The sequence below is a fragment of the Paraburkholderia sp. UCT70 genome (genome assembly GCF_050434085.1).
GTDB lineage: Bacteria > Pseudomonadota > Gammaproteobacteria > Burkholderiales > Burkholderiaceae > Paraburkholderia > Paraburkholderia tuberum.
This window is the reverse complement of the sequence record NZ_JBNPVZ010000004.1, coordinates 3,098,723-3,112,399: the sequence shown is the minus strand read 5'-3', so window position 1 is coordinate 3,112,399 and position 13,677 is coordinate 3,098,723. Positions and strand designations below refer to the sequence as shown.

The 13,677-nt window shown below is 62.9% G+C and carries 14 protein-coding genes and 2 pseudogenes; 10 read left to right on the top strand and 6 right to left on the bottom strand.

All coding sequences use genetic code 11. The features are described 5' to 3' along the window. Positions 1-301 precede the first annotated feature (301 nt). Complete coding sequence (locus OKW41_RS40180) at positions 302-1,243, top strand: aldo/keto reductase (RefSeq protein WP_429575897.1); 942 nt, start codon at positions 302-304, stop codon at positions 1,241-1,243. 418 nt (positions 1,244-1,661) lie between these two features. Further along, positions 1,662-1,874: a 30S ribosomal protein S21 gene (gene rpsU, locus OKW41_RS40175; RefSeq protein WP_006050883.1), complete on the top strand. Its 213-nt coding sequence runs from the start codon at positions 1,662-1,664 to the stop codon at positions 1,872-1,874. A gap of 100 nt (positions 1,875-1,974) precedes the next feature. Here rpsU and OKW41_RS40170 read toward each other — a convergent pair. Then, positions 1,975-2,396 (bottom strand): annotated as a pseudogene (locus tag OKW41_RS40170) (hypothetical protein). A gap of 162 nt (positions 2,397-2,558) precedes the next feature. Beyond that, on the bottom strand, positions 2,559-3,155 hold the full coding sequence (locus OKW41_RS40165; RefSeq protein ID WP_429575896.1) for a DNA-3-methyladenine glycosylase I: 597 nt from the start codon (positions 3,153-3,155) through the stop codon (positions 2,559-2,561). 140 nt (positions 3,156-3,295) lie between these two features. On the opposite strand from OKW41_RS40165, the gene OKW41_RS40160 reads away from it, so the two are divergent. After that, complete coding sequence (locus OKW41_RS40160; protein WP_429575895.1) at positions 3,296-4,186, top strand: BadF/BadG/BcrA/BcrD ATPase family protein; 891 nt, start codon at positions 3,296-3,298, stop codon at positions 4,184-4,186. A 47-nt stretch (positions 4,187-4,233) separates the two neighbouring features. Then, positions 4,234-5,056: pseudogene (locus tag OKW41_RS40155) on the top strand (Cof-type HAD-IIB family hydrolase). 101 nt (positions 5,057-5,157) lie between these two features. On the opposite strand, the gene OKW41_RS40150 reads toward OKW41_RS40155, so the two are convergent. The 3 genes from OKW41_RS40150 to aqpZ all read right to left on the bottom strand — a co-directional run bounded on the left by OKW41_RS40150 (position 5,158) and on the right by aqpZ (position 7,420). Next, positions 5,158-5,451 (bottom strand): PXPV repeat protein, encoded by a 294-nt coding sequence (locus tag OKW41_RS40150; protein WP_184069793.1) that lies wholly within the window; start codon positions 5,449-5,451, stop codon positions 5,158-5,160. A 287-nt stretch (positions 5,452-5,738) separates the two neighbouring features. After that, positions 5,739-6,506, bottom strand: a complete 768-nt coding sequence (locus OKW41_RS40145; protein WP_429453911.1) for a histidine phosphatase family protein — start codon at positions 6,504-6,506, stop codon at positions 5,739-5,741. A gap of 173 nt (positions 6,507-6,679) precedes the next feature. After that, positions 6,680-7,420: an aquaporin Z gene (gene aqpZ / locus OKW41_RS40140; protein ID WP_429453913.1), complete on the bottom strand. Its 741-nt coding sequence runs from the start codon at positions 7,418-7,420 to the stop codon at positions 6,680-6,682. Positions 7,421-7,706: 286 nt separating this feature from the next. Here aqpZ and OKW41_RS40135 point away from each other — a divergent pair, with 286 nt between their 5' ends. Continuing rightward, complete coding sequence (locus tag OKW41_RS40135; protein ID WP_013090908.1) at positions 7,707-8,009, top strand: H-NS family nucleoid-associated regulatory protein; 303 nt, start codon at positions 7,707-7,709, stop codon at positions 8,007-8,009. A 297-nt stretch (positions 8,010-8,306) separates the two neighbouring features. Here OKW41_RS40135 and OKW41_RS40130 read toward each other — a convergent pair whose 3' ends face one another. After that, positions 8,307-9,371, bottom strand: a complete 1,065-nt coding sequence (locus OKW41_RS40130) for a glycosyltransferase family 4 protein (protein WP_429453915.1) — start codon at positions 9,369-9,371, stop codon at positions 8,307-8,309. A gap of 799 nt (positions 9,372-10,170) precedes the next feature. Between OKW41_RS40130 and flhD the strand changes: the two genes are divergently transcribed. From flhD to OKW41_RS40105, 5 genes are all read left to right on the top strand, one after another. Further along, complete coding sequence (gene flhD, locus OKW41_RS40125) at positions 10,171-10,491, top strand: flagellar transcriptional regulator FlhD (RefSeq protein WP_429453917.1); 321 nt, start codon at positions 10,171-10,173, stop codon at positions 10,489-10,491. Further along, positions 10,491-11,141 carry a flagellar transcriptional regulator FlhC gene (gene flhC, locus OKW41_RS40120; RefSeq protein WP_429575894.1) on the top strand — a complete coding sequence of 217 codons (651 nt, stop codon included), beginning with the start codon at positions 10,491-10,493 and terminating at the stop codon, positions 11,139-11,141. Before flhD ends, flhC begins: the two co-directional genes overlap by 1 nt. Positions 11,142-11,277: 136 nt before the next feature. Further along, complete coding sequence (motA, locus tag OKW41_RS40115; protein WP_018418791.1) at positions 11,278-12,138, top strand: flagellar motor stator protein MotA; 861 nt, start codon at positions 11,278-11,280, stop codon at positions 12,136-12,138. A gap of 22 nt (positions 12,139-12,160) precedes the next feature. After that, positions 12,161-13,171: a flagellar motor protein MotB gene (motB, locus tag OKW41_RS40110; protein ID WP_429575893.1), complete on the top strand. Its 1,011-nt coding sequence runs from the start codon at positions 12,161-12,163 to the stop codon at positions 13,169-13,171. Between the two features lie 83 nt (positions 13,172-13,254). Next, positions 13,255-13,632 carry a response regulator gene (locus tag OKW41_RS40105; RefSeq protein ID WP_018418789.1) on the top strand — a complete coding sequence of 126 codons (378 nt, stop codon included), beginning with the start codon at positions 13,255-13,257 and terminating at the stop codon, positions 13,630-13,632. Positions 13,633-13,677 lie beyond the last annotated feature (45 nt).

Below are 13,677 nucleotides of genomic sequence, written 5' to 3'. Positions count from 1 at the left end.
CATCGCGATATGGCGCGAGCCCGCAACCTGACCGTGGCGTGTGCCCGCGTCCGTGTCCTACGCGATGCCGCCGCTTGCGGCATTCGCCGTACCTGCGAGGGGCATTGGAAAAGACTTGAGAGGCGCGCGCATCCCGTTGCGTCCCCTTTTGCGCTGTGCATCAATGTGGTCAGTGCCATGCGCTGTGACTTGCAGCGGCGCCGCGCGCTGCAGCCTTGTTCAAGGCGGCGTATGCTCAACCGTCCCGGGTTCGCCCACCCATTTCCCGCATTGCGTTCGCCCACTCATACCTGGAGCCATCATGGAACTACGCAGGATCGGCACTTCCTCGTTGCGGGTCGCCCCGCTCATGTTCGGCGGCAACATATTCGGCTGGACGGCCGATGAAGCCACCTCTTTCTCGATGCTCGACGCGTTCGTTGAAGCCGGACTCAATTTCATCGACACCGCCGATGTCTACTCGGCCTGGGTGCCCGGCAACCAGGGCGGCGAGTCGGAGACGATCCTCGGCAAGTGGTTCCATGAGAGCGGCAAGCGCGAGCGGATCGTGCTCGCGACCAAGGTCTCGAAGCATCCGCAGCGCAAGGGGCTATCGGCCGCAAATATCCAGGCGGCGGTCGAAGACTCGCTGCGCCGCCTGCAAACCGATTACATCGACGTCTATTTCTCCCACGACGACGACACCGCGACGCCGCTCGCCGAAACGCTCGGTGCGTATCAGAAGCTGATCGAGGCGGGTAAGGTGCGCGTGATCGGCGCGTCTAACTATAGTGGCGCGCGCGTCGAGGAAGCGCTCGCGGTATCGCGCGAGCACGGGCTGCCCGGGTATCAGTTGCTGCAGCCCGAATACAACCTGTACGACCGCGCGCAATACGAGAGCGACAGCGAGCCGGTGGCGCTCGCGAATCATCTCGGCGTGGTCGTCTATTACAGCCTCGCGAGCGGGTTCCTGTCAGGCAAATACCGCAGCGGGGCCGATCTGGCCGGCAAGGCGCGCGGGAGCCGGGTCGAAAAATACCTGAACGGGCGCGGCTTGCGGATTCTCGGCGCGCTCGACCGCGTCGCGCAACGGCACGGCAGCACGCCGGCCGCGATCGCGCTTGCATGGCTGATCGCGCGTCCTAGCGTTACGGCCCCTATTGCGAGCGCAACCTCGGTCCAGCAGTTGAAGAGCCTGGTCGCGGCCGTCCAGCTGTCCCTCGCCGCCGACGATATTCGTGAGCTGGACGAAGCGAGCGCCTGATAAGGCGAACACCTCGGCCGCCGACGCGGGGGCGATCCGCGCCAGGGAAAAGCCTGGCGCAATCGGTAAACCCCTGGTAGGATGGAGAGTTTCCTGGTATGATCGGGAGTGAATTGAGATCTTTGCCTGTTTCGTCAGTGTTCTTCGTTGATGAAAGGTTGGCGAAACGGCAACAGACGCGGCATTTGCATTACGTCTGTCCGCGTTGCGCGGTGAACTCCCCACCTCTCTTTTCCGGCCTCCGTGGCCGCTTTGCCTCTCGCTTCATTCGTGGTTTGGCCGGGGTTATTTATCAGCCTCGCGTTTGCCTGTTACTGGCCATGAATCGGAGCGACCGGAGGGCCGGCGCGTGAATGGTGACCTGAGCGGTTACCGCCATGCAATTAAACCCGTATCTAGTGATTGAGTTAGGAATTACATGACGACGATTCTTCTGAAGGAAAACGAGCCGTTCGAAGTGGCAATTCGCCGCTTTCGTCGCGCAATCGAAAAGAATGGCCTGATCGCTGAACTGCGTGAACGCCAGTCGTACGAAAAGCCGACCACGGCTCGCAAGCGCAAGAAGGCAGCAGCTGTTAAGCGCCTGCACAAGCGTCTGCGCAGCCAGATGCTGCCGAAAAAGCTGCACTAAGCACGCTTTTTACATACGCCGAACGGCGGTGTGAGCTTCGAAAGAAGCCACATCGCCGTTTTGCTTTTGCGGCGTCGGATTTTGCCCCTGCGTGCAGCCGTTACGCCGCGCTCCTCAGCCGCTCGGCCGACAACCCGAACTCGCGCGCGATCGAGCCCAGCCGGTCGTGCCACTCCCATGTGCCGAACACGTCGTGCACGTTTTGCAGGCAACTGAGCAAAGCGATGGTCACCGGGTCGCATACGTTGATGCGGGCGCGAAGCAGCGCTTTTTTCAGCGCGGCCAAGCCGGCATCCATGTAAGCGGGCACTTCGGCCAGTGGCTTGCCGATGAAGCGCACCGGCACGCCTTCCATTGCGGTCATGTAATCGCGCGGCTTGATCAGGTTGCCGACCGGGCAGCCGCCACAATAGCCGCGGTAGGCGCCGCCGCCCCTCGGTAGCAATGCAGCGCGTTTCTGTTCGGATGCGTGACGGACTGATCGTAAATGTCCTGGTGGGTCAGGAAGCTAAGTGTTTTCATGGTTGGTCTCCCGCGTCCGAGGCGGTAGTTATTTGTTGTTGAGCGCGCATCACGTGAGCGCATGGCGACGAGTATCCGCCGTGCGTCGTCCGACGAAGGGCCGACTACGAGCATGAAAGGGCGCCAATTCACGCGTTTGCGCCTCCCGCGGACGCCGTGGCCTCACCTCGCCTTCCGACCACGCCCCTTCTTGCCCAGCGACACGCATCGCTCACGACACATGCAGGTCGTCTCATGATCGTTGACCATGCCGATCGCCTGCATGAATGCGTAGCAGATCGTCGAACCGACAAATTTGCAACCGTAGCGCTTGAGCGCCTTGCTTAGCGCGTCCGATACTTCCGTCGACGCAGGTGCATGCTTATACGAAGCCCATTCGTTCTGAATCGGCGTGTCGTCGACGAATGTCCACACGAAGTTCGCGAGCGAGCCATGTTCAGCCTGAATCTGCTGCACAGCGCGTGCGTTCAGGATGGCCGCCTCGATTTTGCCGCCATGTCGCACGATGCTTTCATCGGCGACGAGCGCATCCACGTGCTTCGGCGTGAAGGCCGCGACCTTGTCGATGTCGAAGTCGGCGAATGCACGGCGGTAGCCGATGCGCTTGTTGAGGATCGTCGACCATGACAAACCGGCCTGCGCGCCTTCGAGCACGAGCATCTCGAACAGGTGCTGGTCGTCGCGCGAGGGCACACCCCATTCGGTGTCGTGGTACTGTGCGAGCGCTTCGCTCGATACCCAGTTGCATCGTTGTGTCACTGTCGCGCTCCCGCGTGATCATGTCGTTCGCCAGCATAGCGGAAGCGGTGTACGCCGCAAGCTGGCCAATCGGCCAATTGCGCGATTCAAACTGACCTGCGACGCTAAGCGTTATTCACCCACGGAACTGATTCGATTCGATGAACCACGACTTCTTTCTGATCGGCCTCGACGGCGGCGGCACCGGCACGCGCGTCGTGCTCGGCGACGCGCAGGGCCGCGAACTGGCGCAAGCGGCAGGCGGCCCATCGGGCCTTGGGCTCGGCATCCCGCGCGCATGGCAGTCCATTCAGGCCGCCTGCGGCGAAGCGTTCCAGCGAGCTGGAGTCGCGCTGGACTGGTCGCGTTGCGTGCTCGGTTGCGGACTGGCGGGCGTCAACAATCGTGACTGGCTCGCCGAGTTTCACCAGCAGGCGCCGCGGCTCGCCGGACTGGCCGTCGAAACCGACGCCTACACGACCCTGCTCGGCGCGCACGACGGCGCGCCCGGCGTGATCGTCGCACTCGGCACCGGCAGCGTCGCGGCTTCGCTCGCGAGCGACGGCGAATTCCGCATGGCCAGCGGCTACGGCTTTCCATCGGGCGACGAAGCGAGCGGCGCGTGGCTCGGCCTCCGGCTGATCGTGCGCGCGCAACAGGCGCTGGATGGCCGCGTTCCCGTCGACGATCTCACGCACGCGCTGCTCGCGCATACCGGCGCGCGGGATCGCGACAGTCTCGTCGTGTGGCTGTGCGCGGCCAATCAGACTGCCTACGCGCGGCTCGCGCCGATCGCGATCGAACACCGCGCACATCCGTTCGCGGCGCGGCTGCTCGGCGAGGCCGGCGTCGAAGTCGGCAAGATGATCGCCGCGCTGGACGCGACGGGCGCGCTGCCGGTCGCGTTATGCGGAGGCCTCGGTACGCCGTTGCGCGAGTACGTGCCGCAGGCGTATCAGGCGCGCCTGCGCGAGCCGCGGGCGGATTCGGTGCATGGCGGCTTGCAACTGGCGCGGCGCGAGGCGCAGCGGCTGGCTCGAGGAGACCTGTAAAATACCCGCTTTGACGCTGCCTCGACGGCTCAGCCGCCGGACTCACCATGTATAAAGTCATCGCCACGGATCTGGACGGCACACTGCTCAACGCTGATCACCAGGTAGACCCGTTCACGGTCGCCACGGTGCGCAAGCTCGAAAGCGACGGGCTGCAGTTCGTGATCGCCACCGGGCGGCATTACTGCGACGTCGCGGGCATCCGCGATCTGCTCGGCATCAATCCGTATCTGATCACGTCGAACGGCGCGCGCATTCACGCGCCTGACAACACGGTGATCCACGCCGACGATTTGCCGCCGGCGATCGTCCAGCGTCTCGTGCAGCCCGAAATTGTCGGCGCGCATGGTCGAGTGATCGTCAGTCTGTTTGCAGACGAGGCGTGGCTCATCGACCGCGACGCGCCCCATCTGCTGGAATTTCACCAGGATTCCGGCTTCACGTACGAAGTGACCGACCTGCCGAAGCACGATGGTGTCGACATTGCCAAGGCGCTGTATATCGGCGATCCCGCCGATCTCGCGCAGGTGGCCGCCAATCTGGAACGCGACTTCGGCGAACGACTGTACGTGACGTATTCATTGCCGGATTGTCTCGAAGTGATGACCGCGAATGTGTCGAAGGGGCGCGCCCTGCAGATCGTGCTCAAGCGTCTCGGTGTCGACGCGTCGCACTGCGTCGCGTTCGGCGACAACATGAACGATATCGATCTGCTCGAGACGGCCGGCCATCCATTCATGATGAACAACGCCAATCCCGATCTGAATCACCCGTCTGCCGCATGTGCCGCGCATCGGGAACAATTTCGAGGCGGGCGTTGCGCATCATCTGCGCAAACTGTTTGCGCTCGACGACGAACTGGCATCTTGAACCGTAGTCACTGCGATTGAAAGCGGCCCGCATCCACTCGCGTGGATGCGGGCCGCAAACGTTGCTCCCGAAGCACGCAGCGCGCGCTCCGCTTGCGCTCGTCAATCCCGCCAGCCGCGGTGCTCGCCTCGATTGTCATGACCCCAGCGACGGTTGTCGTGACCCCAGCCGCGATCATCGCGGTGATAGTCGCGGTAGTAGTCACCACGCGGGTAGCGATGATCCCAGCCGCCGTAATACACCGGCTCCGGCGCGGCGTAGACGCTCACGGGCGCGGCATAAACCGGGGCGCCGAGCGATAGGCCGACGCTCAGATCCGTATGCGCCTGCGCGACACCGCATGCGCCCGCCGCGAGTCCGGCAGCAACCAGCAAGTGAGTGACGATGCGTTTCATGTTGGTCTCTCCTGTGAGGCGACGTAGGTTTGTCGCACAGGACCAATGTACGCACTCGAGGCGGGCCGGACTGCGACCAGATGTTACGGACTGCAAGCATCGTCGAAGTCATCGAAGCCAGGAAAAGCGCTCGCGCGGACGTTGCGCGCAAACACCTCACTTCGCTTGCAGCCGCGCCCCACGGGGCTTTGCGGCCGGTCAATTCAAGCCGGCAGGCGGCTCGTCGCGCACGCTCGCCGCTTGCCGCGCCAGCGCACGTAAACACGGCTTACATCTGTATTGCTCAATTAATCCGCCGCAGGCGCCGAAGCGGCCGAAGTTGCGGAAGAGGCCGCCCCTGCCGAAGATGCCGACACTCCTGGCAAGGCCGCGCAAGGGCAATCGGTTGCCCGCCCGTCGAGCCCTTCGCGATCGTGTTTGAAGCTCGCGCGCGGCGTGCCGTTCTGCCAGTCGAGTCGGACGATGTAAATGCTGTCGAAGTCGTCGCTTTGCCATTTCGGCACGTCGGCCGCGCGACCGCCATGCGTGCTCAACATCTGCCGCAACAGCTTCTCGATCAGCTTGTGCTCCCAGGCAACGACGATCAGCTTGCCGCGATTGGCTGGGTCAACGAGCGCGTTGCCGAGCTGGTCGATCTGCGCAAAACCGTACGGTGTTTGGACCGGCATCTGGAATTGAATCGCGGTCGGTTCGATCGTCGCGAGCGGGCGCACGTAATAGTACGGATGACCGCCGTCGTCTTTTTGCTGGCCGGGGTCGGGCGCGTAGATCGCATCGGGTTTGCCGAATTTGGCGGCGATCACGGCCGGCAACGCGAGCGCACGGTTGAGCCCCTGGCAGTCTAGCTGGCCGTACCCCTGCGCGGGTTTCTCGCCGTGTCGAACGAATACAAGGGTTTCGATATTGCCGCCCGCCGCGGCAACGGCGGGGGCCGCGGTCGCAACGACGGTCGCCGTGTTCGTCGCCGCGGACGCGGCCGGCAACGCCATCGTGCTCGCGCACAGGCCGCCGAGCGACAGCGCGACGCCATGCAGGAATCCGCGGAAACGGTTCATCGAAAGCACCTGTGCGAGGCGGGGAAGTCGCCCGATTCTAGCAGCGGTGCCCACCGGCACGCGGCCGGCGCGGCATTCATCTCGCATTGGCGAGCGCAATGAATAATGGGCGCCGAAGCGCCCATTCATGCCGACTACGCGACGATCGCGAGACCAGGGCGTCGAACTGGCCGTCAGTCGAGCGCCAGCCTGCGCGCATCGCTGCTGCGATCCTCAGCGATCAGCGGATAGACGACACCCGCGATCACCGCACCGATGATCGGCGCAACCCAGAACAGCCACAGCTGATCGATCGCCACACCGCCGACGAATAGCGCCGGGCCCGTCGAGCGCGCCGGATTGACCGACGTGTTGGTGACAGGAATCGAGACCAGATGGATCAGCGTCAGGCACAGGCCGATCGCGATGGGCGCGAAGCCGGCCGGCGCGCGGCGGTCGGTCGCGCCGAGAATCACGAACAGGAAGAAGCCAGTCATTACCACTTCGCAAATGAAGGCAGCGGCGAGCGAGTAGTGCCCCGGCGATTGCTCGCCGTAACCGTTCGTCGCGAAGCCGCTCGCGACCAGGTCGAAGCCAGGCTTGCCCGACGCGATCAGCGACAGCACGAATGCGCCGAGCACCGCGCCGACCACCTGCGCGACGACATAGGGCAGAAGATCGCGCACCGGAAATCGGCCGGCGACGGCCAGTCCGACGCTCACCGCCGGATTCAGGTGGCAGCCCGAAATGTGGCCGATCGCAAAAGCCATCGTCAGCACGGTCAGGCCGAAGGCCAGCGACACGCCGACGAAGCCGATGCCCAATCCGTGAACCGGCCCGGCGAAGTTGGCGGCGAGGACCGCGCTGCCGCAGCCTCCGAGCACGAGCCAGAAGGTGCCGAGCAATTCGGCAACGACGCGCTTTGACAACTGCATGTTTGGTGATCCTAAAAAGAATGGGTACTTCAGAAGCACGCATCGAAAAGGGCGAGTACGTACCTTGAGCGCGCAATTCTAGGCGGACAGCGCCAAATCGGGTGTCAAGGATTGTCAATCCGGACAGAATTTATAAACTATTGCGAGATAAAGCGGAGGTTTTACAATTCACACATTTTAATAATTATCAGAGGAAAATTCGCTAAACCGGTATTAGTCGCCATTGCGAATTTTTATAATTGCAGCTAGTCTGCGGTCGAATGAGTTCTAGAAAGGGGAGAACCGAATGTCTCAATATGCAGACCTCAAGGCGCAGATTGCCAAATTGCAGGCACAGGCCGAAGAAGCGCGACGCACGGAAATCGACAATGTCGTCGCCGACATCCGCCAAAAGATCGCCGAATACGGTCTGACCGCGCAGGATCTCGGTTTCGCGGTCGCCGCCAAGCGCGGCCGCCCGCCCAAGAAGACGCCGCTGCCGGCGAAATATCAGGACCCGAAGTCGGGCAATACATGGAGCGGGCGAGGCAAGCCGCCCAAATGGATCGTCGGCAAGAATCGCGAGCGCTTTCTGATTGGCTCGGCGTGACGCCCGCCCGACCTGATGTGAGACGGGGTGAAGGCGGTCTGAAGGTTTCTTTGCTGTTTGGCTTATTCGCCGCGCGCTAATCCACCGTGGAAGCGCAACCATCCCTGTATTAAAAAGCCGCCCATACAGGGCGGCTTTTTCGCGTCCCGCAGCCAAAAGACTTCGTTTTTCGCTCGCGCAAACGATTCCGGTGCCGGACTCGCCGCTATTGAGCGTCATAAGCGAAGGTTCACAGCGCCGCTTCAATGCGTGCCGAAAACGGCCAGCCGTAAAAGCGCCGGCCGTTTTCAGGCGCGCCTAGCCGACCGCGACCTGGCGCAATACCGGGCGCCGCGACGTTTCAATCAAGGCGGAATAGCCGTCTATATAGTTCTGCGCCATCGTTTTCGAACTGAAGCGGCGTTCGAACTGGGCGCGGATTTCGATGCGCGACAGCTCGTCGAGACGCTGCAGAGCTGCTACCGCGCCTTGCACGTCCTCGACGATATAGCCGGTCACGCCGTGGTCGATCACCTCAGGCACAGAGCCGCGGTTGAACGCGATAACCGGCGTGCCGCAGGCCATCGACTCGATCATCACGAGGCCGAACGGCTCGGACCAGTCGATCGGGAACAGCAGCGCCTTCGCGCCCGACAGAAACTCGGGTTTCTGCGCCTCGTTGATTTCGCCGACGAACTCGACATGCGCCATCGACAGCAGCGGCTCGATCTCGCGCTTGAAGTACTCCATGTCGACCTTGTCCACCTTGGCGGCGATCTTCAGCGGCAGACCGCTTTGCGCGGCGATCCTGATAGCTGTATCGACGCGTTTTTCCGGGCAGATGCGGCCGAGGAACGCGAGATATTCGGGCTTCTTGTGCGGCTGCGGCGTCAGCAACTGGTCCGGCAGACCGTGATAGATCGTGTTGAGCCAGTTGGCCTGCTGTAGCGGCAGACGCTGCGAATCCGAAATCGACACGACCGGCACATGCGAGAACGCGTCGAACACCGGCTGTAATTCGGGCAGGTCGAGACGACCGTGCAGCGTAGTCACGAACGGCGTGTCCATCGTCGTGAACAGGGGGAACGGCATGTAGTCGAGATGAAAGTGCAGCACGTCGAACTCGTGCGCGATCTTGCGGACCTTTTCCATCATCAGCACGTGCGGCGCCAATGCATCGCGAATCGTCGGATCGAGGCGCAGCGCGCGCGGCCAGCATGCCTCGAGATTGGCGGCCGTGACCGAGTCGCCGCTCGCGAACAGCGTGACGTCATGGCCGAGCTCGACCAGCGCTTCGGTCAGATACGACACGACACGTTCGGTGCCGCCATAGAGTTTCGGTGGGACAGCTTCGTAGAGCGGCGCGACTTGTGCGATTCGCATGCGTTTTCTCCTGTGTCGATCAGAGTTAGCGCTGTGGCGCCGACCCGGATCCCATGCGGATTTTTGATACTTACCGGGGCTTCGCACGACGGCTGAATGGCGCGAGGTACGTATGCCTAACCGGACGGTTGGGCGCGGTTTGCCCCGCCCGAGGGTTGCTCCGAAATAGCTATCGGGTAATCCCTTAGCCTTCATTATCGGGATCGACCGCGGTAATTCGAGTTATTTTTCAAACGCTTAATGTTGTTACAGCGCGAAACATGGACCGTTACAGCTGCCGCGCAAGGTCGGGTCGCCAACAGTCCCCATAATCGGGAAGCGTAATTCCACCGACTCAATCAAGCTCGACAGGCGAAATGCACCGTAGCAAGCGGCGGACCCGAGGGTCGGATGAGCCGGGAAAGGTCTCCAACCGAGCCAGATTGCAGCCGGGTGAAAACGTCTTATAATTTCTTTTCCACCGATTTACGGTGCGGCGGTGAAGTTCTGAAAACTCACCATCCGGTACACGCCGCAGCCGTATAAATTCCCAGCGCGCATCGTCAGTCCCGCCCCGCGCATCAATTCGGCCCAATTCGTGCCTCGCCTCAACCTGGGTTGTAGGAATAATTCCTACACAAATGACGGATTAATCCGTCACCCAGCTGGGGTGTCTCTCCGATTTTCGGCTGTGCCTCCTTTCGAGACAATCCTTGCAAGACCAGAGACGAGCGGATTCGCGCGGGTTCAGCGCGCGCATTCGAGCAAACGTTTCCGCAAAAATCGGCCTGACCAGCCGGGCATACGAACGGGGGAAATCATGAGCACGACTAGCCATATGCTCAGTGAGATCAGGGAAGTCAATCTTTCCTATCTGCTGCTCGCCCAGCGTCTGCTGCGCGAAGACAAGCCGATGGGCATGTTCCGCATGGGTATTTCGGACCAGCTGGCCGACGTTCTCGCCAATCTGTCGTTGGCGCAGACCGTCAAGCTCGCGGCGTCCAACCAGATGCTGTGCCGCTTCCGCTTCGACGATCACTCGGTGCTGTCCGCCCTCGCGGACAAGGACAAGTCCAGCGCGATCGCGCAGGCTCATTCGGCGATCCTGATGGCGAGCCAGCCGGTCGAGCAGCTCGGCTGATGGCCAGTAAGAGCGTCGTACTCGAAGTCCGGGAAATCACCCTCGCGATCGAGCTGATCGAACTGGGCGCGTGTCTGCAATTGCTGGAGGCGGAAACCAGCCTGTCGCGCGACCGGCTCGTCAAGCTGTACAAGGAATTGAAAGGGGTGTCGCCGCCCAAGGGCATGCTGCCGTTTTCGACCGACTGGTTCATGACCTGGCAGCCGAACTTTCATTCGTCCCTGTTCTACAACATCTACCGTTTCATGGCCGGTCACGGCGGCTGTCGCGCGATCGAATCGATCGTGAAGAGCTACCGGCTGTATCTCGAGCACGTGCAGTTGCACGACGACGAGGCGGTGCTCAGTCTCACGCGCGCGTGGACGCTGGTGCGCTTCTTCGACTCGGGCATGCTGCAGATGAGCGCCTGCCGCCGCTGTGGCGGCCACTTCGTCGCGCACGCGCACGATCCGCAGCACGGGTTCGTTTGCGGGCTGTGTCAGCCGCCGTCGCGCGCGGGCAAGACGAAGAAGGCGGCGCAAACGCGGGCCGAGCGGCAAATCGCCGTCGCCGAAATCCCGGCGGAGGTGCCGCAAGTGACCGACGCGCGAGCTCACGAGACCCGCTGCCCCGCCCCCACGCTCGATATCGTCGTCACCGCCGAAGTCTGAGCAGCACGCGTTGAGGCAGCGCAAGCCTCTGGTTTACACCGGACTCGAGCGCCGCCTTTTTCGCCAAAGTTTTCCGCCTCGGTGCCGTAAACCTGACTAACGACGGTGACCGTCGCTTTTTTGTGAGGGCTCGGCAGTGCTGATTTTCGTGGGAACACTCGTGACGCTGTTGTCCGTTTTCGGCGGTTACGCGCTGGAAGGCGGCCATCTCGGCGCGCTGCTGCAACCCGTTGAAGTGCTGATGATCGTCGGCGCTGGACTCGGCGCGTTCATTCTCGGTAACGGGATGAAGACGATCCGGGCGACACTGCGCGTCATTCCGACCCTGTTCAAGGGCGCGAAGTACAACAAGGACGTCTACATGGAGCTGATGGGGCTCCTGTACGTGCTGCTCGCGAAGGCACGCAAGGAAGGCACGCTTACGCTCGAAGCCGACATCGACGATCCGTCGAAGAGCCCGATCTTCACGCAGTACCCGAAGATCCTCGCCGACAAGCACATCATCGAGTTCCTGACCGACTACCTGCGGCTGATGGTCGGCGGCAACATGAATGCGTTCGAGATCGAAAGCCTGATGGACGAGGAGATCGAGACGCACCACCAGGAAGGCGAGGCACCCGCGCACGCGCTGACCAAGGTCGGCGACGCGATGCCGGCGTTCGGTATCGTCGCCGCGGTGATGGGCGTCGTGCACACGATGGCCTCGGCCGACAAGCCGCCCGCGGTGCTCGGTGAAATGATCGCGCAGGCGCTCGTCGGCACGTTCCTCGGCATTCTGCTTTCGTACGGGCTGATCGGGCCGCTCGCCAGCGTCGCCGAGCAGCGCGTGACCGAGTCGACCAAGATGTTCCAGTGCATCAAGGTGACGATCCTCGCGAGCCTGAACGGCTACGCGCCGGCGATCGCGGTCGAGTTCGGCCGCAAGGTGCTGTTCTCGACCGAGCGCCCGTCGTTCGCCGAGCTCGAAGAGCACGTGCGCCGCGTCAAGGCGAAATAAGCAGGCGACGGGAACCGAACCGATGAGCAGCAAGGACAAAGACCGCGCAATCGTCGTCAAGCGCAGCGCGCCGAAAAAGTCCGGTCATCACGGCGGCGCGTGGAAGCTCGCGTACGCGGACTTCATGACCGCGATGATGGCGTTCTTCCTGCTGATGTGGCTGCTGAGTTCGGCCTCCACCGTGCAGCTGAAAGGTATCGCCGACTACTTCAACCAGCCGTTGAAGATCACGCTGTGGGGCGGCGATCGCAGCGCCGAAGACTCGAGCATCCTGAAGGGCGGCGGTCGCGACATCTCGACCGACGCGCGGGGCGTGACCCGCTCGACCGACGGCAGCAGCAGCCGCGCCGAGCGCACCGCGTCGCACAACGACGACGACTCCGTGAAGCAGCTGACGGGCGCGCTCGAACGCCAGGAACAGGTGCGTCTGCACGACCTGCAGGTCAAGCTGATGGCCGCGATCGAGGCGAACCCGGTGCTGCGCCAGTTCAAGCAGCAGATCCGCATCGACTCGACGCTGACCGGCCTGCGCATCGAGATCGTCGACTCGCAGAAGCGACCGATGTTCGCGACCGCGCGCGACGTCGTCGAGCCGTACATGCGCGACATCCTGCGCGAGATCGGCCACACGCTGAACGACGTGCCGAACCGCATCATCGTGCAGGGCCATACCGACGCCGTGCCGTACGCGGGCGGTGAGAAGGGCTATAGCAACTGGGAGCTGTCGGCCGACCGCGCCAACGCATCGCGGCGCGAGCTGGTCGCGGGCGGCATGGACGAAGCGAAGGTGATGCGCGTGCTCGGTCTCGCGTCGACGCAGAACCTGAACAAGGCGGACCCGCTCGATCCGGAAAACCGTCGCATCAGCATCATCGTGTTGAACAGGAAGTCCGAGGAGGCGCTCGATCACGACGACTCCACGACGACGACCCTGTCGGACGACGCAGCCGGCTCGAAGCCGCTGCTGCAAAAACTTGCGCAGCCGGTGACGGCTGCACCGAAGTTGCCGGCGGCGGCGCCACCGGCCCAGTAACAGACCGCGGCCGCCGGGCCGCGGCCCGCGCCCGACCGGCGCGCACCGCCCGGCGGCCCAGTGTTAAGCGCAGCGAGGTTTTCATGATCAGGCACATCCTGGCAATCGACGATTCGGCATCGATGCGGCAGATCCTCGCCGCGACGCTGACGGGCGCCGGCTATGAAGTCACGCTCGCGGCGGACGGCAACGAAGGGCTCGAAAACGCGCTCGCGATGGCGTTCGATCTCGTGTTGACCGACCAGCACATGCCCGGCAAGACCGGTCTCGATCTGATCACCGCGCTGCGCGGAAATCCGGCCTATCAGGCGACGCCCATCCTCGTCCTCACGACGGAATCGGGCGAACCCTTCAAAGAGGCGGCGCGCGCGGCGGGCGCGACCGGCTGGATCGAAAAGCCGCTCGACCCGGACATGCTGACCGAGCTGGTGGCGGCGCTGGCCGAACCGGACCCGGCTTGATCCGCGTCATCAGCACCTTTAGACACAGTACAGATAGCTCTCGAC